The sequence below is a fragment of the Vibrio sp. NFR genome (assembly GCF_027587095.1).
GTDB classification, from domain to species: Bacteria; Pseudomonadota; Gammaproteobacteria; order Enterobacterales; family Vibrionaceae; genus Vibrio; species Vibrio harveyi.
Genome location: NZ_JAPPTN010000002.1, coordinates 200,133 through 219,540 on the forward strand (window position 1 = coordinate 200,133; position 19,408 = coordinate 219,540).

The 19,408-nt window shown below is 45.3% G+C and carries 17 protein-coding genes; 8 read left to right on the top strand and 9 right to left on the bottom strand.

Annotated elements, in window-relative coordinates:
• Positions 1-25 precede the first annotated feature (25 nt).
• Positions 26-1,000 (bottom strand): ParB/RepB/Spo0J family partition protein, encoded by a 975-nt coding sequence (locus OH463_RS04470; RefSeq protein WP_050937310.1) that lies wholly within the window; start codon positions 998-1,000, stop codon positions 26-28.
• A gap of 7 nt (positions 1,001-1,007) precedes the next feature.
• Positions 1,008-2,225 carry an AAA family ATPase gene (locus tag OH463_RS04475; RefSeq protein ID WP_005448834.1) on the bottom strand — a complete coding sequence of 406 codons (1,218 nt, stop codon included), beginning with the start codon at positions 2,223-2,225 and terminating at the stop codon, positions 1,008-1,010.
• 1,239 nt (positions 2,226-3,464) lie between these two features.
• On the opposite strand from OH463_RS04475, the gene OH463_RS04480 reads away from it, so the two are divergent.
• Positions 3,465-5,435 carry a replication initiator protein RctB domain-containing protein gene (locus OH463_RS04480; RefSeq protein WP_005448836.1) on the top strand — a complete coding sequence of 657 codons (1,971 nt, stop codon included), beginning with the start codon at positions 3,465-3,467 and terminating at the stop codon, positions 5,433-5,435.
• Positions 5,436-5,758: 323 nt separating this feature from the next.
• Here OH463_RS04480 and OH463_RS04485 read toward each other — a convergent pair whose 3' ends face one another.
• The 3 genes from OH463_RS04485 to OH463_RS04495 are packed head-to-tail and all read right to left on the bottom strand — an operon-like array spanning position 5,759 to position 8,009.
• On the bottom strand, positions 5,759-6,226 hold the full coding sequence (locus OH463_RS04485) for a transcriptional regulator (protein ID WP_239211269.1): 468 nt from the start codon (positions 6,224-6,226) through the stop codon (positions 5,759-5,761).
• A complete protein-coding gene (locus tag OH463_RS04490) occupies positions 6,226-7,158 on the bottom strand; it encodes an ATP-binding cassette domain-containing protein (RefSeq protein WP_029790507.1) in 933 nt (310 codons plus the stop codon). The genes OH463_RS04485 and OH463_RS04490 overlap by 1 nt, the downstream gene beginning before the upstream one ends.
• A complete protein-coding gene (locus OH463_RS04495) occupies positions 7,155-8,009 on the bottom strand; it encodes an ABC transporter ATP-binding protein (RefSeq protein WP_038898413.1) in 855 nt (284 codons plus the stop codon). Before OH463_RS04495 ends, OH463_RS04490 begins: the two co-directional genes overlap by 4 nt.
• Before the next feature lie 361 nt (positions 8,010-8,370).
• Here OH463_RS04495 and OH463_RS04500 point away from each other — a divergent pair, with 361 nt between their 5' ends.
• Positions 8,371-8,568 (top strand): PA3496 family putative envelope integrity protein, encoded by a 198-nt coding sequence (locus OH463_RS04500; protein ID WP_005448843.1) that lies wholly within the window; start codon positions 8,371-8,373, stop codon positions 8,566-8,568.
• A gap of 166 nt (positions 8,569-8,734) precedes the next feature.
• Positions 8,735-9,793 carry a GTP cyclohydrolase II gene (ribA, locus tag OH463_RS04505; protein ID WP_009696533.1) on the top strand — a complete coding sequence of 353 codons (1,059 nt, stop codon included), beginning with the start codon at positions 8,735-8,737 and terminating at the stop codon, positions 9,791-9,793.
• Positions 9,794-9,888: 95 nt separating this feature from the next.
• On the opposite strand, the gene OH463_RS04510 is transcribed toward ribA, so the two are convergent.
• Entirely contained in the window at positions 9,889-10,644 is a 756-nt protein-coding gene (locus tag OH463_RS04510) for a substrate-binding periplasmic protein (RefSeq protein WP_017189801.1), read from the bottom strand.
• Positions 10,645-10,712: 68 nt separating this feature from the next.
• Between OH463_RS04510 and OH463_RS04515 the strand changes: the two genes are divergently transcribed.
• From OH463_RS04515 to OH463_RS04525, 3 genes are all read left to right on the top strand, one after another.
• On the top strand, positions 10,713-12,638 hold the full coding sequence (locus tag OH463_RS04515) for an ATP-binding protein (RefSeq protein ID WP_269990631.1): 1,926 nt from the start codon (positions 10,713-10,715) through the stop codon (positions 12,636-12,638).
• A 94-nt stretch (positions 12,639-12,732) separates the two neighbouring features.
• Entirely contained in the window at positions 12,733-12,942 is a 210-nt protein-coding gene (locus OH463_RS04520) for a DUF3283 family protein (RefSeq protein WP_005448858.1), read from the top strand.
• Between the two features lie 135 nt (positions 12,943-13,077).
• Positions 13,078-13,794, top strand: a complete 717-nt coding sequence (locus tag OH463_RS04525) for a YebC/PmpR family DNA-binding transcriptional regulator (protein WP_017189799.1) — start codon at positions 13,078-13,080, stop codon at positions 13,792-13,794.
• An 83-nt stretch (positions 13,795-13,877) separates the two neighbouring features.
• On the opposite strand, the gene rodA is transcribed toward OH463_RS04525, so the two are convergent.
• From rodA to OH463_RS04540, 3 genes are all read right to left on the bottom strand, one after another.
• Positions 13,878-14,960: a rod shape-determining protein RodA gene (gene rodA / locus OH463_RS04530; RefSeq protein WP_005428884.1), complete on the bottom strand. Its 1,083-nt coding sequence runs from the start codon at positions 14,958-14,960 to the stop codon at positions 13,878-13,880.
• 577 nt (positions 14,961-15,537) lie between these two features.
• Positions 15,538-16,548, bottom strand: coding sequence for a DUF2955 domain-containing protein (locus tag OH463_RS04535; RefSeq protein ID WP_050908377.1), 1,011 nt, complete (start codon positions 16,546-16,548; stop codon positions 15,538-15,540).
• 10 nt (positions 16,549-16,558) lie between these two features.
• Positions 16,559-17,608, bottom strand: coding sequence for an HlyD family secretion protein (locus OH463_RS04540; protein WP_017818313.1), 1,050 nt, complete (start codon positions 17,606-17,608; stop codon positions 16,559-16,561).
• A 119-nt stretch (positions 17,609-17,727) separates the two neighbouring features.
• Here OH463_RS04540 and OH463_RS04545 point away from each other — a divergent pair, with 119 nt between their 5' ends.
• Both OH463_RS04545 and OH463_RS04550 read left to right on the top strand, forming a co-directional pair.
• Positions 17,728-18,648 (top strand): LysR family transcriptional regulator, encoded by a 921-nt coding sequence (locus OH463_RS04545; RefSeq protein WP_269990632.1) that lies wholly within the window; start codon positions 17,728-17,730, stop codon positions 18,646-18,648.
• A gap of 84 nt (positions 18,649-18,732) precedes the next feature.
• Positions 18,733-19,401, top strand: coding sequence for a hypothetical protein (locus tag OH463_RS04550; RefSeq protein ID WP_269990633.1), 669 nt, complete (start codon positions 18,733-18,735; stop codon positions 19,399-19,401).
• The last annotated feature ends 7 nt before the right edge of the window (positions 19,402-19,408 follow it).

Below are 19,408 nucleotides of genomic sequence, written 5' to 3' on the forward strand. Positions count from 1 at the left end.
AAGGCGGTTTCAAAGAAGAAGATATTTACTTCATTTTACTCTCAACGAAAGCAAGAATTTCTTCCATCAAGCTGTCGTCAACTTTCTTCAAGTTAAGAGCAAGGTTATTGCCTTTGCGGCTGTAGCTTGCACGCCCTTTAACAAGATCAACTTTTTCAGCTTTCTTAGTTGGCTTCGCTGGTGCTAATTCTTCAATCCAGCTTTCAATGCTCTCTGTCACTTCTTTTGTCAGACGAGCAACACCTTGAGCTGTGCTACGTTGCCACAGGTAGCCTTCAGACGTACGGCATTTATCCAGCAGACTTTGTTGCTGTTCACCGGTTAGCGATGAGAATTGCTTGTGCAGCTTCACTATCGTTGGACGACCTAAATCGCCAACATTCGGGTACGCTTGAAGAAGCTCTAACGGCAATGCCGCCGCTTTTAACGCACCACTCACCAATGCTTCGCTGCACTGGAACATTTTTGCCAGTGCTTTTTGGTCTTCTGCTTCGCCGCTTTCTAACTTCGCCTGCATCTCTTTACCTTTCTCGTAGAGAGACAGTGGCTTGTGCGCGTTTGCAACATCAGAAAGGAATTTCGCGTGGTCTGTGTTGATGCCGTCACCAACGTAAACCAAGAAATCTTGACCCGCTAAGATACAAGACATACGACGGCGGCTACCATCTAATACTTCAATCTTGCCATCTTGCGTGCGACGACCAACTGCTGGATATTGTTGGCCACGTTCTTTCAACGTCACCAACACATCCGATAAAGCGTGTTCGTTTAGGAAAGATTGCTCACGAGCGTTTTCTGCAAATACGCTCGTGTCTGTCGCCACTTTATCCGCAGGGATTCGTACCAATTCAAATTGCACAGTATTCTCACCAGCGACTGCTAGTTCGATAGTTTGTGCTTTGTCTTTTGCCGCCGTTTGCGCTTCTTGAGGTGTCGCAACACGACGCTTATTGGTTTTACCAAATAATTTCGCGTTTAATTCAGACGTTTTCAATGCCATTTATTCATTACCCCTGATTCAATGACGGCCAGTTAGAGTGCAGTACGCGCTCTAGTTCTAATGCACTCTTGTGCACCGCATCTTGTGCAGTTGCGAGTGTTTTCTTACCACCTTCAAAGTCGCCTATGGTTAAGTCAAACACAGTGCTGTAGGTGTCAGCACAGGTTTCGAATGCACGACTGCGAGGAATGGTAGCCATCATAACTTGGTCACCTAGAAGATAGTTCATTTCAGTTAGAACAGAAACTTGCTTCTTGTTGTCGTCTTCAAACATAGTAGGCATCAGACGAACAAACTCAAGACCGTTCCAATCTTCAGGGAACATCTCATAAACCGTTGGTAGGTGTTGGAAGAAGTTTACTGTCGAAGCCCAGTCAAGACGCTTCGCCGCACAAGGAATCAATAGCGCGTTCGATGCGTACATTGCGTTCCATACTAGCGGGTCAACGTGTGGACCGGTATCAATCATAATTACGTCGAAGTCATTCGCGATCTTGTCAATCAACTGCTCTTTCAGCAGACGAACGATATCTAGCGATGGGTCTTCAGAGAGTGTTTGCCACGCTTCTGCGTTGAACATTGCGTCTTCTGGGAAAGCAGAAATCGACTTCAAGTTCGGATATTGCGTCGGCAACAGTACGTTCTTGTGAAGGAATTCACGATCAATTTCAACACCATCAGGCACGTTACCCAACATGATATCGACAGCAGAATAGATGTTGTCGTGTTCTGCCACGCTAATTTGTGGGTTCAAAAACAGACGCAGAGAGCCTTGAGGGTCAAGGTCAATCAAACAAATACGGTAGCGTTTATCTAGGTTTAGAGCCAGACACGCCGCCAAATGAACCGCGGTCATCGATTTACCCGTACCACCCTTTTGGTTTTGTACGTTGATGATCCATGGTTTATTTTCAGAATTCTTTTTGCGTTCATGGAATTTTGGCACTTCCGCCGCATCCATTAGCATGTGCGCTTCTTCAAGCGTGATTGAATAATGGTTAGCATTATTCTTTGTAAATTGATGACCTTCTGCTTCCATCTTGCCGATAGCATCGTCTAGTTTACGACGAGTTAAACCAGAGCGGGTTTCCATCATTGCCTTAGACATTGGTGGGAAGTAGTTGTCACTACGCTCTTCCAAAACAATCTCAATACGGTCAGCTTGAACTTGTTGCGTCAGCTCTGCTAATTCCTGGAGATTTTCAATCGTTGTTTCTCTTTTCATGCCAAATTCCGTTGGAAGGATATCTGCATTTCATTGTACAGCACTACAACACAAAAACAACAAAAAGGTGCACAAGCATTTTGAATAACCATCACATAAAAAACACTCACAAACGCCAGTTTTATGATTTCACCATCAAAACATCACAAAATTTAATCAAAACCCTGCGAATAAAGTGCTTCAAACTCGACTAGATTTAAAATGTCACACTGTCACTTATTTACAATGTAAATAGCATTAATCTCGGAACGATTATAAAACAACGCTAAATTACGGATAGTGTGAGATGAATCTTATGTTGGATGATTTTCAGTGTCTCTTTAAAGAAATGGAAAAAAACCACACCTTGATCATGCATCCAGTACGTTAGAACGTATATTTAAGTGAAATGAAGCGGAAGTATGATCAAGGGGAGTTCTTGATCATACTTCCGGTACTCACACCAAAATCGAAAGCATGATCAAGGAAATCAACGCATCATTTACATTGCAGCTCGTTTTTTCAAACGGATCAATTTACCGGAAAAATGATCAAGTGAATTAACCACTCGGAAGCATGTAATTCTCAAGCTAATTTACGGAAGAATGCAGACAGACTGGGGGATAGAGGCAAAAACGAATATAAAATCACGGAACGATGAAAACAAAGCGAATGCAAAATGTAGAAACTCATCTGATGATCATGCTTCCGTTTAATTAACGCTAATCATTAATAAGAGGCGCAACCAGCAAAGTAGAGTAAGTTTTCATCACATGCGCAAATAATATCCAACTCAATGAACAGAACGATAAAAAACCTCTCTCTTGATCATCGATCCGAGTGTAAAATACCAATGTTTCAATATGCAGAAACCGAAAGTTTTCCATTTGAACCGCTAGGATCTGTGGATAAGTTGTACAAACATCATGATCATCGTTTCAAGGCTGTTTTGATCATCTTTTCAGAAACTTAATGATCATGCTTACGACGTTTTGTGATCATGCTTTCCGGCTCATGTTGATCATCGTTTCGATATAATCATGATCATAGTTCCGTTAATGAACTTTTAAATATCATTATAAAACAAAAACTTACAGAGCCAAAAATCTCCAGATCATTAGATCATATAATCAATTAAGATCAGAATAATCAGAAAGATCAGTTATTTAAAAACCCAAGATTTTTTCTTTATTTATGATCTGTTTTTCTTTATCCTTCGGAACCATAGCAAAACTACGGCTAGTGTGATCTGGATCTAAAATGACGGCTGATGAAAAAATTCTGATTAAAGCGCCAAGAAGCCATAAGGATGGGCACCTTTTTGAGGTACACGAATCTTCTGCAGATTGGGTAGAGCAATACCAACACTTCAAAGGGGTAACCAAAAGCATCTTGGAGTTACTTAATCTGATCTCTTTAAGAGGGTTCAGCAGCAAAGATGGTTTGGTATCTACAACTGAAATTGTTGAAGCAACAGACGGTCAATTGACCAGAGCGGCATTACAACAGCGCCTGCGTGCTGCCGTTAACATTGGTTTGTTTACTCAAACACCAGTGCGTTTTGAAGAAGGTCTCGCGGGTAAAACCATGCTGCATAAGTTCGTTAACCCGAATCAACTTATTTCAGCCCTAGGTGCCACCAGCTTAGTAACTGAAAAAGTTCGTCAAAACGAAAAGCAAAAACGTTCTAAAGCGCTAGCACAAACTCAAGTGAATAAACGTTTACTGAACGAACATGGTTTAAATACTCCGCCGATGATGAAAGATGAAGCGGATCAATTTGTTGTTTCACCAACCAATTGGGCAGGGATCATCGACCAAGCTCTCGCGCCACCGCGTACTCGAAAAAGTTATCAAAAATCCATGGTGTCGATCTCTGGCACAAAAGCGGTGATTGAAACTCGATCGTCTAAAAATATCATGACGGTAGATGATCTGATGACTTTGTTTGCTCTGTTTACTCTAACGGTGCAGTACCATGATCATCACAAAGATCAGTACCACATGGATGCGGCGCATGTTCCAAACAAAACTCCTCTGTACATTACTGATATTCTGTCGTTACGTGGCAAAAAAGACAGCGGTCCGGCACGAGATTCCATTCGTGACAGCATCGATCGTATCGAGTTTACCGATTTTCAATTGCATGAGCTGACAGGGCGTTGGCTTAGCGAGAACATGCCTGAAGGCTTCAAGAGTGACCGTTTCCGTTTCTTAGCGCGTACTATCACGGCATCGGAGGAGGCTCCAACAGAAGGCGCTGATGGCGAAATTCGTATTAAACCAAATCTGTATATCTTGGTTTGGGAGCCATCCTTCTACGAAGAACTGCTTACGCGAGATTATTTCTTCCTGTTCCCACCAGAAATTCTGAAGCAGCACACTTTGGTGTTCCAACTGTATTCATTCTTCCGTAGCCGCATGGTACGTAGACATACGGACTGCATGTTGCTGAGCGAATTGAACCAGAAATTAGCGCGCAATATTGAGTGGCGTCGTTTCTCCATGGATCTGATCCGTGAATTAAAACGACTATCGGAAGGGGCCGGGAGCGATGATCATTTTGTTGTGAATCTTTGGGGATATCACTTGACGATCGAAGCGATGATCGAAAACGACAAGGTGATGGATTACCAAATCGACATCAAATGCGATGTGGAAGAGGTGCTGCGTTATTCTCGTGCTCGTACAACCAACGCAGGAAAGCGCAATATGGCGCCTACACTGCCAAACCCACTTCGCAATGAGATGGTGACCAGGCAGCAGCTAGATGAGCTCTCAGGTATCATAGACGGCGAATTTGAGCCTATTCAGCGTAAAGCCCCGTCTCCACGTGGCAATTTAGGTCGCCGAGTGAAACAGAAAAAGCACTTGGTAGAGATCAATGCTGACGAGATAACCATAACTCTATCTAAATATACCTCTCCAGAGGCTCTAGAACGCAGTATAACGGCTTTATCGGCGATGACAGGGCATTCGTATGCCTCGATCAAAGAAGAGTGTTCTGACTTCATTGAGAAGCTTGATTTCTTGAGAGTAGGGGATGCACCGCTTCCATACGAGACATTAAGTAAGACAGTCGAACTGTTTAATAGCCAAAATGATGTCAAACATCTCACCATTGAACGTTTAATTGCGGGCTTAGCTGTCCGTCGTAAGGTATGCCGTCAGATCTTTGAAGGTCATATGGATGAAATGGTATTCAGAGCACTTGATGAGATGGCGATCTGATATCAACCAAGCGGATACTTATCGAGTGATAAGCATGAGTAATTGATTCAGAATGTAACAATGAATTGCACTGATGGAAATCAGACTTAACTCTTACAAACCACTGACATTGCAACGCTGAGCGCAGACTAAGATTTATCCCGAATAGACAACCTTTTGTCCTTTCTGATGATTAATAGATTGGCTCATATTGTTACATTCATTCTGAATAGACTTCGCGAGTTTCTCCTCAAGAAACTCGCTTTTTTTTATCTAAAATTCCTGTCTTTTGTATCCACAAAATCCATTCGGAACAAACAAGCAACCTTGATCATCTTTCCGGATTAATGACGTAATCCTTGATCATGCTTCCTAGTTTCATTCCAATTTAACGATCGCATCAACGCAACGTGTGACTCGATCAAGCTGCTTGCTTGTTGCTGCCACTCATTTTGATCGTGCTGTTGATTGCAAAACTCCAACGCCAGAACGGTCAAATGTTGCAATCGTTTGAGGCACCAATCCTTGATTAGAAGATCGGTCATCGGTTGGCAAGCCGCGTGTTCTAGCTTTGCACTGGTGTACTGTAGGATTTGAAACGCTTTTTTATGGTCGTGATGCCTAGCGTATTGAAAGACTCTTAGGCAGCCATCTAGCCAACAAGCGATGGCTTTACTCTGTTCGTCCGTTAATTCTGGACCAAATACAGAAACAGGTGCTTGATATAAGATCGCTTCTAATCTTTCTACTTGATCATGCTTCCGATTATCGTACCAATCTGAAATATGATCTTGCCAGGTCATCAAATTCATTAAGCTGCCTCAGTCCATTGTTTTACAAAGTGGTTTGGTCCGATTTGATCGAATTCTTCAACGATAACACTGCTGCGATTACGGATCTCATCGGCATCTACTGAATAGTTTGGTTCACTTTCCACTAGGTTGCCAAACGGCAGATCAGGATCTGGCACCGCAGAGATCAACAACTTAGTGTACGGATGCTGTGGGTTCTTTAAGATCGCTTGAGTGTCTCCCCACTCCACGATCTGTCCTTTGTACATTACTGCGGTTTCTTCGGCGATGTAATGTGCGGTTGCAAGGTCGTGAGTGATATACAGAAATCCGATTCCAAGCTCTTTCTTCATGCGCTGCATTAGGTTGAGCACACCCAAACGAATCGACACATCCAGCATCGATGTTGGCTCATCGGCAAGGATAAGTTGTGAGCCTACCGCCAGAGCTCGCGCGAGATTGACGCGTTGACGTTGACCGCCACTAAGTTCATGAGGGAACTTGTTCAGAGTTTCCTCTGGCAGCTCGACCAAATCCAGCAGTTCTAACAGCTTGGCTGGGATTTCTTTGTCACTCTTCACCTGCTTATGAATCTTCAGTGGGCGAGTTAAGTGATGACGAATTGTATGGGTTGGGTTTAAAGAGCCAAACGGGTCTTGAAACACCATTTGGACCTTGCTGCGATAATCCTGAATTTCAGCGCGAGCGGTAATATCGTTGACGTTTTTCCCGTTAAATAGGATTTCACCATCACTGGCTGGATACACTTTGGTAATTAATCGAGCACAGGTACTTTTCCCACAACCAGACTCGCCTACCAGAGCAAGGGTCTTTCCTGCATAAAGATCAAAACTCACGCCCTGAAGCGCGCGGAAGGTTTCTTCTTTGGCAAAACCACCACCGACTTTGAATTCCTTGATCACGTTTTTCATTTGGATGATCGGTTCACTCATGCTGGTGCTCCTTCCGTTTGCGGTTGTTTGTGTACATCGTGGATATTTGGGAATGAAGCCCATAGCTTTTGGGTGTATTCATGTTGAGGATGATTGCGGATTTCGTATGAACTATTCACTTCGACAATCTTGCCGTGGCGCATGATGGCAATGCGGTCGCACAATTGGCTCATGAGCGCTAAATCGTGGGTAATAAAGAGCACAGAGAAACCAAATTCGTCACGCAACTGATAGATTTGCTGCAAGATTTCGCGTTGAACCACTACATCAAGTGCTGTGGTTGGCTCATCCATGATGATCAGCTTTGGGTTGAGGGATAAGGCTATTGCGATCACCAAGCGCTGACGCATACCTCCGGAGAACTGATGTGGATATTCGCTCAGACGGTTTCTTGGAATGTTGACCAAGTCGAGAAGCTTCTCTGCGCGGTCTTTGGCTTGCTCGTTGGTTAACCCTTTGTGGTGGCGTAATACGTCGGCAAATTGTTCCTGAACCGTGAGTACCGGATTCAGCGAGTTCATGGCACTTTGGAACACCATCGCAATCTCGCTCCAGCGTAGCGTATTTAGCTCATTATCAGGTAGGCGAAGGATGTCTCTGCCTTCAAATAGAATTTGTCCACCAGAGATAAACGCGGGCGGCTTGTGTAGACGGTTGATAGAGAAAGCAATGGTACTTTTGCCGCAGCCAGATTCTCCAGCCAGACCAAATATTTCGCCCTTGCCAATATCAAAGCTCACTGATTTAACAGCATTGAAGTCACCGTTATCAGTGATGTAGTCCACGCATAAGTCTCTGATCTGAATAACAGGATCAGAGTGGAATGCCTGGTTCAGGTTAAGTTCACTCATAATTACACCTTACCAATACAAAAGATAATTATTATCATTATCAGGTGTGTAAGGTTTGCGAAAGATAAAACCGTCTAATCAGTGAAGTGACTCGAAAGTTGAGTGTAATAAAAAGATTTTTTTCCGTTATGGAAGTGTGAATTTATGAAGGAAAAATGAGAGCTGGATCAGCTCACTTTTCGTAGGGGGAATTCTTCAAATCTAAACGCTAAAAACGTGGTTTGCAAAAACTAAATGATGAATCTATTAAAGAGTTAATGAAAGGTCGAAAGGGGTCACATTTCCCCACTGTTTTTCTTACCTCTGCATTGGGGGTTTGCTATAGATTACCCATCGAAAACATGGTGTGTTCGGAGGAAATATGTCCATTAATTCTATCGACCATGAAGAGATGAGCAACATCGCTCACAAATGGGAACTCCCAGAAGAAGAAGCCGTTGTGAGACCCGAGAAAACCGTGAAGTCTGCCGAAGCAAGACGTCGTATTGAAGCACTTCGAGAAATCCGTGAAAGCGGCTTGAGCATCGAAGAAGCAAGGGAACTTGGCTTAATTCACTAATTCTCACACTGCGGTATAAAAACCATGGGGTAGTCATAGGGCTGCCCTTTTCATTTTTCTGATTTACAACCAATTATTTGACTTTCTTACCCTGCGTTACTAAAGCTTATATCAATAGCAATATGCTTTTTGTTGACTATTAAACAGCAACGTCAGGAGTACGATTATGGTTGATCAGATCCTTTTCTATGAGCCCGATGAATCCCACGGTTTTCTCTCCAACTTTTGCCAAGCTCCAATCAAAGTTTCCACCCAATCTTGGCCCACCAGCGAACATTATTATCAAGCTCAAAAATTCAGTGACCTTAAACTGCAAAACAAAATCCTCTTAGCGAAAAGCCCCGACGAAGCCTTTGCTTTAAGCCGCAAGTATCAGCACCTAGTCCGAGAAGATTGGGATAACGACAAACTTTCTGTGATGGCGTTTATCGTCCGTGAGAAGTTTTTGCAAAACCCTCAGCTTGCCAAACAGTTGATGCAGACAGGAAACGCCTGTCTTACCGAACATTCGCACAAAGATGCCTTCTGGGGCGATGGCGGTGATGGCTCTGGTGAAAACCATTTAGGGGAGATTCTGATGAACGTACGTGCTGAACTAAAACATGTAGAGCCATATAGTCTGGTTCGCTTTGTCGATAAAGCCAAACTGCCAACTCAATGGGGCACGTTTATCATGCATGGTTTTATCGAGAACGCGACAGGAAAAGAACATCTCGCCTTGGTGTATGGCGACCCTGAAAACAGTAAAGCGCCGCTGATTCGCCTGCATTCGGAATGCTTAACTGGTGATGCGCTGTTCAGTACGCGTTGTGATTGCGGCTTCCAGCTTAACCGTGCATTGCAAAACATTGTCGAAGAAGGCTGCGGTGTGCTGCTTTATCTGCGCCAAGAGGGCAGGGGGATTGGCTTAATCAACAAGATTCGTGCGTATCACTTGCAAGACGAAGGCGCAGACACGGTCGAAGCCAATGAACGTCTTGGCTTTGCCGCAGATATGCGTGACTACGCGTTTTGCAGAGGGATGCTGGAGCATCTTGGAATCGATGAAGTACGTTTGATGACCAACAATCCACGTAAGCTTGCAGCGCTGAAGAAGGTGAACATCAACGTGATAGAAAGAGTGCCACTGCAAGAGGGCAATAACCCGCATAACCAACATTATCTGCAAACCAAAGCCAATAAGCTCGGCCACATGTTCGACCCCAAATTTGTTGAACAAGATTAAGCGCTCGAACAAGATTAGTTGCAGATATGAAATAAAAATAAAACCGCCAGCTCATACAAGCTGGCGGTTTTTTATGATTGCTAAGGCGTGAGTGACTAGATGTATTTTTTGATGATGTCGTCGATTTTTCCTGAATTTTTAAGCTCCGCTAAGCGTTTATTGATGAAGCTTTGTACTTTTGGATTCATCTCTGGAGAGAAAGCCAAATAAATGGAGTAGTCAGGGATGATTGAACTGAAAGATTGGATCTGGAAGTCTCCCATTGGCAACTCTAGGCGTTTGATGTTGTATACCACGCGCGATTCCATTTCGACGAAGGCGGTATCACCAGGAGTACGTTGCAGAACGCGATAAGCAGCGTCGTAGTCTTTGACGCGCATTTCATTGACGGTGCCGTTTTCAAAGAATGGGCTAAGGTTAGGATAATCGAAGCCAAGCAGCAGCACGATAGAACGACCTTGCATATGCTGCATATCGCTAAATTTGAATGGCGCTTTGCTGCTGGACACGAGTACGTGTTTTACAGTGTAAATAGGCTGTTCAGAGAGGTTTTCCGATTGCACTTTCCCCCAATTCGGGCTGCCATAAGTGACCCAGTTTTCCTCGCCGCCCGCTTCGAGTACCGAAATCATGCGCTTGAATGGGTAGGTGTGGTATTTCACTTCGTAATCGGATTCCGCAAAGATGGCACTGACGATATCAGTCACAATTCCGGAGTGTTGCTCTCCTTGCTGCTCTATTTGAAATGGGCGGGCTTGCTCAGCAATTACGTAATAATTCACTTCGCTTGCCATAGAGTATGAGCTTAAGGCCATAAAACTAAAGCCTAATGTACGTAAGAGTCCTTTCATCCTAACCTCGATTATTGTCGTGACGTGACTATATTTATAGTAGCGCAAGTTTAAGGGAGCGATTTCATATGGAGATAAAAGAGCGAGCTCAACGCCGATTTAGTATCGGAAATCAATTGATGCTGGCGATTTTTGCGTTGAGTTTAATCTTTACCGTGATCATCTCTTCGATCAGCCTTTATCGTGATTTCAACGATGATCTCGCTCGCCTAGATGTAGAACTTGAACAGGTAAAAACCAGCTACCTTTCCAGTTTCTCTGCCAGTTTGTGGGTTGAAGATAGAGAACTGTTACGCACTCAGGCTGAAGGCGCAATGCGCCTACCCTCTGTGGACTATCTAAGAATTGCCACCCCAGATGAAGTGATCTTCGAACTAGGTAGCGCATTAACGGAAGATCGGATCGAGCGTCAATGGCCGTTGAAATACGAAATGGGGACGAAAATTTATGATCTTGCCGAAGTGACGGTGCAATCAGATCTTAGCCCGATCTATCAAGGGTTATGGCAAACCTTCTTTTTTCTCGTGATCGCGGAAGCGATCAAGATCTTCTTACTCATCATTGGTGTTTTATGGGTGGCATTTCGTTTGATGGTGAAACCACTAGAGTTGCTCTCCGGTGCGGTGAGCGATTTCAGTGGCGGTCATGTACCAAGTAAAGTGACATTGCCACAACGTTGGTTCTTTGATGAAGTGAGTTTGTTGGAACGCAAATACAACCGAAGTGTTGAGCGTGTGAAAGAACACCAAGCTGAAATCGAAGAGGCGCGTGACAAAGCTGAAGTGGCAAACCGTAAGAAAAGCGAATTTCTTGCCACCATGAGCCATGAAATTCGTACGCCAATGAACGGGATTATCGGTATCGCTTCGTTGCTCGGAGATACCAAACTCGATGATCAACAAAAAGATTTCGTTTCTATCATTAACAGTTCTTCAAACTCGTTGATGGTCATCATCGACGACATCCTCGATTTTTCCAAAATTGAAGCGGGTAAGATTGAGTTAGAAACCACGACCTACAATCTACTCGATTTACTTCACGAGGTCGGGCGTCTTCATACTGTCAAAGCGCAGCAAAAAGGTCTTCAACTGGTTTGTGATATCGACCCTCAGTTACCTTTAGAAGTCGAAGGGGATGTTGGCAGACTCAAACAAGTGCTAAGCAATCTGCTCAGTAACGCGGTGAAGTTCACAGAGCGCGGGCATGTTAAGTTAATGGTGTCGCAGGTGAGCCGAGAAGAGGGTGTTGCCAGCGTGCATTTTCGTGTTGTGGACTCGGGTATTGGGATTGCCAAAGAGAACCAACAAGCGGTGTTTGAGAAGTTTCAGCAAGCTGATGGCAGTACCACTCGTAAGTACGGCGGTACTGGTTTGGGTTTAGCGATTTGCAGTAGTTTGGTCGAAGTGATGGGCGGAGAAATCCGTCTGACCAGTGAACCCGGTCTAGGCAGTTGTTTTGAATTTACTATTCCACTCAATATCGTCAGTGAAAAGGCTATTTCTCCTCAGACACCAAATGTGTTCGATTTTCCGAATGGTGAGAGTAATGCCATCACTTCTGAGTGTATTAACTCAGCCAAAGACGAGGGGAAACCTTGGATTCTGGTGGTGGAAGACACGGCAGTGAACCAGAAAGTGGTACGCATGATGCTAGAAAAACTCGGAATGCAGGTGAATGTTGCCGAACACGGTGAAGAAGCGCTCCAGCAATGCCAAGCGCATAAATTCGATTTGATATTGATGGACTGTCAAATGCCAGTGATGGATGGATTTATTGCCACTGAAAACATTCGCAAGATGGACGAGTGGGGACAGCAAGTGCCGATCATTGCTTTGAGTGCGAATGTCATCAAGGAAGATCAAAAGCGCTGTTTTGATGTTGGTATGAATGAGTTTGTTGCTAAGCCGGTGACGAAAGAACGGTTACAGCAAATCTTTGAGCGATATCTACCAGACTCCTTGCAAACACGATCGAATCCAAAACATGCAACTTGAAATTGATCAAGTAAAGTGCGTTTCACTTCTTAAAAGTCAAATCTGTGTGCTATAGTGCGCGGCTAGTATTTATTAAAGTACCTTGAGGCTGTGAATGTCGTTCAATCTATCCCTGTTGCCGCCTGACGAGAAAAACAAAGTCGAGCTTGATAAACAAGCGTCGTTTTTGGTTTGGAAGCTTAAAGAAGCGAAATCTGGTCCTGAGGTAATAGACGAACAGCTGTCTAAGATTAACGACGCTGACGAGAAAGTGTTTTTTCAACAGGCGGTCGATAAGTACAAACGAGTAATGGGTGTCGCATAAAGCGAACCGTGGCTCTGGTGTAAACCACAGCGGCGAATGAGGTTTCCTCCCCATTCCTTTGCAAGGTGAAAGGTAAAACTGTTCACTCTTTGCTAAAATCCTTCGCATTAAATTTGAATTTAGAGAGACATCCCGATGGGAAGAAGTTTTGAAGTGCGCAAAGCCTCTATGGCGAAAACTGCAGGCGCAAAAATTAAAGTTTATTCCAAATACGGTAAAGAAATTTACATGTGCGCGAAAAACGGTGGTGGTGATCCAGACATGAACTTGTCTCTGAAGCACCTGATCGCAAAAGCGAAAAAAGACCAAGTTCCTGCACACGTTATCGATAAAGCGATCGACAAAGCGAACGGCGGCGGTGGTGAAGACTACACTCCAGCACGTTACGAAGGCTTTGGCCCTGGCGGCACAAGCGTGATCGTAGACTGTCTAACAGACAACGGTAACCGTACATTCCAAGACGTTCGCCAATGCTTTGTTAAAGTGGGTGCGAAAATTGGTGTTGAAGGTTCTGTTTCTCACATGTTCGATCACCAAGCGGTATTCCAGTTCAAAGGCGAAGATGATGAAATCATCCTAGAAACGCTGATGATGGAAGATGTGGACGTTACTGACGTTGAGCTAGAAGATGGTGTTATCACTGTATTCGCACCTCACACAGAGTTCTTCAAAACAAAAACTGCGCTTAACGGTGCATTCCCAGATCTAACAATCGACGTTGAAGAAATCACATTCGTACCGCAAACGAACACGCCAGTAACAGGCGAAGACGCAGAGAAATTCCAGAAGTTCCTAGACCTTCTAGATGACTGTGACGACGTTCAGCAGGTATACCACAACGGCGAACTATAATTCGGTTCTCTAGTTGTAAAAAAGGCTTCCCGAGGGAAGCCTTTTTTGATCGTGTTGTTTGTCTTTTCTATCGTGACTAGCGTTTAAGTGTTTCGGTACTTGGAATAACACAGCGACATGATCACGCCAAAACAGATGCCTTGAGTCAGCATCGCCGTACCACCGTAGCTAAAGAACGGCAGTGGACTGCCCATTACTGGTAACAAGCCACTTACCATGCCGGTGTTGATGAAGGCATAGAGGAAGAAGCTCATTGCTAATGCACCGCTTACTAAGCGACTGAAGAAATGCTCAGATTGGCACGCTAGCAGCATCACACGCGCCGTAATGAATAAATACAACGCTAACAACACCACACAACCAATAAATCCCCATTCTTCTGCGTAGGTCGAAAAGATGAAGTCGGTATGGCTCTCTGGAATAAACCCTAACGTACCTTGAGTAGCATTCATCCAGCCTTTGCCTTTCATGCCGCCAGAACCAATCGCAATCAATGATTGGATGATTTGGTAGCCTGAACCCAGTGGATCCGACTCTGGATGCAAGAACTGCGTTACACGGCTCTTTTGATACGCTTCCATCACAAAGAACCAAAGTATTGGTGCCAGCGTTAGAATGCTCACCAAAAAGCCGCCAATGATCTTCCAGCTCATGCCTGCAAAGAACAGTACAAACAACGCGTAAATCACGGTGAAGATAGCGCCGTCTAAGTCAGGTTGTAAGGCAATCAAGCCCGCAGGCACAAAGGTGATCAGCAAACAGAAAGCAATTTTTCGAATGTCTGGTCGCCCACCTTCTAGATGCAGCATCCACGCGATCATAATGGGAATGGAGAGCTTGATCAGCTCAGAGGGTTGAAAGCGGAAGAAGCCGATATCGAGCCAACGCTGTGAGCCATTGGTGCTATCGCCAAATAAGGCAACGGCCGCCAAGAGAGAAACCGCAACCAGATACAAATAAGGCGCTGAACGCTGATAACTGGACGCAGGAATCGACGACATCACCAAAATACACACCAGCGTCAAACCGCATCGAGCGAGGTGTTTAAATAGCATAGCTTCATTGAATCCACTGGCACTCCAGAGAGTGAGCGAACTCAATAGCATGATCGGAATGATCGCCATCAACAATGGCAAATCAATCCTAGGGAAGAAACGCTTGTTCATCTTCTACAACCTAAAAACGCCCCAACGCGGGGCGAAAACAACCAGAACTCTGCGAGCTCAAACTATTCCGATGCTAAGAATCCAATTTGGAGATAACAGACACCACGCAAAGGTGTGCAAGAGAGGAGTGTGCGACGCCGCCTGTTATGGGTAAGCTGACCTGGAAAGCCGTGGGATGGATAAATACACCAGGCTGAGGTTTTACGCCACACTTTTTATAAGGTTGAAATGGAAATTGGTACAGACAGCGCAATGAAATGAGCAGATATACCCAAGTGACTTCAAGATGCAGGATTCAGAGCGTTGTCACTGATTCAAGTTCAAGGAAAACAACGCAGCGTAATAACCATTTCTTTCCAAGTTGTTTGACGATGAAATTGCGTCAGTGACACGCTCCCAAAGGGCGAGTTGCCTTGGTTCGTATGCTTCGTTAACAATTTTTGATTTAGAACCACTAGATCTTCAAATTGTTGCCTCGCCTTCAAACCAAGTCATTCTCGCTGAACCTAGCACCTTGAGGTTACTTGGGTATAAAAGGAATCACCTTAAGTATTGAGCACTTAAGGCGATGGCATGATTAGGCTTGGGCTTTTTCTGGTTTGTGCGTGAAATGGTACAACGCCCACAGCACAAACAAAGTCACGGTGAGCTCCCAAGCTCGGAGGAAGGTGCTCTCCAAGCCCAGTTCATTGCTGGTCATGTAGAGTTGAATCGGCAACATGGTCGCCAATAACGCATCGGCATGGACATCTTTGGCTGGACCTTTTGCTTTTGCCATTGATGCGGTAATCATAAAGGCAAGCAGACCCAATACGATGGTGTAGTAACCGAAGGTGGACTGATGCCCAGCCATTAGTAAGGTGAACACTACAGCTAATGCACAGCCGCCCACCTGAGTTTGAAAACGGCGGTCAACCACGTCGATAAAGCTTTTGTGTGTGGTTTGCGTTGCTGCGGCAATCACTGGCACCAAACAAAACGTTGCTGAGATGATGTCGACAATCATCAAGAACGCCACACCAAGACCAATCAACGCAAGTGAAATCGCTCGGTTCTCAAACGTAACAGGCTCTTCTTCAAATGCTGGTGGTTTGCCGCCACGTTCAACAGGGAATAGAGCTACCATGGTTTTTGCGACGACCATGGTAATCAGCATCGACAGCAAGATTTCATGAATGCGCATTGGCATGTCCATGGTGGTATGCTGAGCAAACACCACAATCAGAATCCAGTTGAAGGTTGGCATTAGCATCTGACCTTTCTTCGGCGGTGTGGTCGCTCTGCGGCGCATGAAATCGAAGAAGAACAAGCTAATGGTCCACACCACAAACGGATGCTGCGAAAACACTTCGGTCACCACTAATGCTGCACTTGCTGCTAATAACGTAGGTAGCAAGGTGCGAAGCAGACCAAGCCAAGAATAGTCTTTGTTCTTGGTCATGATGATGGTTGGGTACAGCGCCAGATAAACTGGAGAATCAAGGTTCAGCAGTTTGCCCAGCACCATACAAATTGTCACAGTAAGGGCGACACGCAGTGCTTCATTACGCTCAGAACGACTTTGAAACAGGCTTTCGAAGGTCCACATGGTTCACCCCCTAGTAGATGTAGCGGAACATCGCTACCAAGTGAATCCAAGCTGAGCCAATGACATCCATGATTGGATTGCCGCTTTCAACGATCACACTTGCTCGTGAACCAGAAATCATAGAAGGATCCAACTCGTTAACTGTAATGCGAGTACGCACTTTCTGTTGCTCACGGATCCAACGAGTATCATTGGTCACGCTAGAAAGCTGCCCATTAGCATTGTTGGTATCGTAAATCGCACGCTCTTGGCTGCTGACTTCACCAGTAAATACTTTGCCTGGTAGCGCATCGAAGGACACCAACACTTCGCGACCATTAGTTAGCTTATCAATGCCTTTTTCGTTGAAGTCCGCACTGATCCACGCATGAGCTTCGTCCACCAGCAGCAACGAAGCTGTGCCTTGTGTGATGTAGCTACCTGATTGCAGTTGCAAGTTCGTTACCACGCCTTCGGTTTGCGCCACGATTTGGGTATGGCTTAAGTCGAGCTCCGCACTGGCAAGTTTTGCTTCTGCCAATTCAATAGCCGCTGTGCGGTCTTGAGTAGAAAGCTCTGCCTCAATGCGTTTCACTTCTGCGTTCGCTGCTTCAACCGCGCTGCTGGCGACTTGTGTATTGGTGATCGCGTCATCAAGTTCTTGCTCAGTTGCCAGCCCTTTGTTGCGCAGTTTTTGGTTACGCGTCAGTTTTTGCTTCGCGTTGTGGTATTCGAACTCGCGTTGGCTTTGGGTTTGTTTCGCTGCTGCCAATTGTTGCCATTTCGCGGAATCTGATTCACGTGCTTGGCGCAGTTCGGCTTTCGCTTGTGCCACTTTCAATTGGTAGCTGCTGGCATCGATAGCAAACAGTGGCTGACCTTTTTCAACCAATTCGCCGTTATTCACCATCACATCTGTGATCACGCCAGATACCTCCGGCGCAATGGTTGCGACATTGCGATGCAGTGTCGCTTGGGTGGTGAAAGGGGAAACATTATCTGAGGTGACTAAAAAAGCGGAGAACAAAGCTGCCGCTGAAAAAACAGTGTATATAGCGTATTTATAAAAATTTTCTTTCACGTCTGTACCTAGTATTCATTCGTTATTAAGCGCCGCGTTCACGGCATATTCGGGTCTCTTTTCTACGTGGGCTAGGTTATACTCATCTAAAATTGGAAAAAATAACCAATGGAAGAAGTATGAATTCCATATTTGGAAATGTTGATGATTTGTACCTGTTTTGCTCAGTGGTTGAGCAAGGCTCTCTGCTCGCGGCAGCGAAAAAGCTCGAACTGCCAGTCTCTACCATGTCTCGTCGTTTATCGGCACTGGAGGCGCGTCTAGGACTCAGATTGTTGGAGAAGAAAGGACGTGAGTTGGTGGCAACCGAGACAGGCTTACAGGCGTTTGATCAGCTCAGCAGTGCGATGGCGCAGATTGAATCCGGCATCTTGCAGCTCAACCAACAAAGCCAACAAGTCGAAGGGCGAATTCGATTGGTGATGCCAAGCCGCTTCTACAATGACTTGGTTGACAAGGTGGTTGAGGACTACATCAAAACCTACCCAAAAGTGACCATCGATCTACTGCTTAGCCAAGTGAATTCGATTCCAGAAACCGATCGCGATCTGGTGGTGACATTCGAATTGGATGGGTTAGATGACATGATCGCTCGCCCGTTGTTTAAAGCGGAGCATGCCTTTTTTGTTAGCCCTGAGTACTTAGTGCAAGCGGGCGGTAGCATTGAAAGCTTAAAGGATTTAGCCAAGCAAGATTGGGTTGCCAGCACGCACACCACGCAAGTGCCTATTTACCAACAAGACAAGCTGGTGGACATGCTCAACTGTAAGCCGCGCTTAGTGGTCAATGACATAACCGCCGTGATCAAAGCGGTGGAAAACGGCTTGGGGATCGCCTCGATTCCCATTCGTCATGTGAAGCCTGAGCTGAATCTGGTGCAGGTCGCGCAGTCCTACAGCCGTGGGGATCGCCAAGCCTATTTGGTTTATCGCCAACGCAACTACCAGCCTAAAGCTCTCAGCTTAATGATTGAGGCAATATTGCAGGCTGCCGAAACGCAAAACCATTCATCCTCTCTCAATACCATTCACTCCGCATAACTGCCATTGGTCGCATGCAAAAGCAGCGTGCGATCTTCTCCCTTAATCTGAAACCATCAAATCACGTTCAACTAAGGACAGTACATGATGGTTTCTCAATCTCGCTCAATCAAAGCTCTTAAACTGGCAAGTACGTTTATCGTGGCATTTGCACTCAGCAGCAATCTGGCGCTGGCTAATCCAAGCGAGCGCACACTCAGTCAATTCAACCAAGCAGCGCAGGGCGACTCTGGCTTAGTTGATACTGTTTATGGCGAACTATCCAAACAACTCGAAGAGCAGGGCGCAACGCCGGTGACCTTGGTTTACTTGGGTAGTGCGGAGACGTTGCAAGGTCGTGAGGCGTTTATGCCTTGGAACAAGATGAAGTTCACCGAGCGTGGTCTTGCCACTATCCAAAAAGGTTTGGATTTAATGGCGAATCAGCCAGTACCACTGCAAGAGCAACAGCGCTTACAAGGCTTGCCGGAATACCAATTAGCCACCGCCATGGCAGCCACTACCTTTACCTCTCTGCCAGACATGTTCAATCACTTTGAGCGCGGCTACGAGCTGTACCTTTCTCTGCTCGATGAACCGAGTTTTAGTCAGCAACCTTTTGCGGCTACTTCATGGATTTACCGTCATGCCATTGAAGCAGCGCTGCGCGCTGAAGACGTTCAACAAGCCAAAATATGGTTAGCGCAAATGGAGCAGTTGGGTGACAGCAATTTAGAAACGCAAACCGCAAAAGCGCTGCTAGCGAAATATTAGGGAGGAG

Excerpts from the sequence above, each read along its gene's own strand:
- OH463_RS04470 (WP_050937310.1), bottom strand. The coding sequence starts at position 1,000 with ATGGCATTGAAAACGTCTGAATTAAACGCGAAATTATTTGGTAAAACC.
- OH463_RS04475 (WP_005448834.1), bottom strand. The coding sequence starts at position 2,225 with ATGAAAAGAGAAACAACGATTGAAAATCTCCAGGAATTAGCAGAGCTG.
- OH463_RS04480 (WP_005448836.1), top strand. The coding sequence starts at position 3,465 with ATGACGGCTGATGAAAAAATTCTGATTAAAGCGCCAAGAAGCCATAAG.
- OH463_RS04485 (WP_239211269.1), bottom strand. The coding sequence starts at position 6,226 with ATGAATTTGATGACCTGGCAAGATCATATTTCAGATTGGTACGATAAT.
- OH463_RS04490 (WP_029790507.1), bottom strand. The coding sequence starts at position 7,158 with ATGAGTGAACCGATCATCCAAATGAAAAACGTGATCAAGGAATTCAAA.
- OH463_RS04495 (WP_038898413.1), bottom strand. The coding sequence starts at position 8,009 with ATGAGTGAACTTAACCTGAACCAGGCATTCCACTCTGATCCTGTTATT.
- OH463_RS04500 (WP_005448843.1), top strand. The coding sequence starts at position 8,371 with ATGTCCATTAATTCTATCGACCATGAAGAGATGAGCAACATCGCTCAC.
- ribA (WP_009696533.1), top strand. The coding sequence starts at position 8,735 with ATGGTTGATCAGATCCTTTTCTATGAGCCCGATGAATCCCACGGTTTT.
- OH463_RS04510 (WP_017189801.1), bottom strand. The coding sequence starts at position 10,644 with ATGAAAGGACTCTTACGTACATTAGGCTTTAGTTTTATGGCCTTAAGC.
- OH463_RS04515 (WP_269990631.1), top strand. The coding sequence starts at position 10,713 with ATGGAGATAAAAGAGCGAGCTCAACGCCGATTTAGTATCGGAAATCAA.
- OH463_RS04520 (WP_005448858.1), top strand. The coding sequence starts at position 12,733 with ATGTCGTTCAATCTATCCCTGTTGCCGCCTGACGAGAAAAACAAAGTC.
- OH463_RS04525 (WP_017189799.1), top strand. The coding sequence starts at position 13,078 with ATGGGAAGAAGTTTTGAAGTGCGCAAAGCCTCTATGGCGAAAACTGCA.
- rodA (WP_005428884.1), bottom strand. The coding sequence starts at position 14,960 with ATGAACAAGCGTTTCTTCCCTAGGATTGATTTGCCATTGTTGATGGCG.
- OH463_RS04535 (WP_050908377.1), bottom strand. The coding sequence starts at position 16,548 with ATGTGGACCTTCGAAAGCCTGTTTCAAAGTCGTTCTGAGCGTAATGAA.
- OH463_RS04545 (WP_269990632.1), top strand. The coding sequence starts at position 17,728 with ATGAATTCCATATTTGGAAATGTTGATGATTTGTACCTGTTTTGCTCA.
- OH463_RS04550 (WP_269990633.1), top strand. The coding sequence starts at position 18,733 with ATGATGGTTTCTCAATCTCGCTCAATCAAAGCTCTTAAACTGGCAAGT.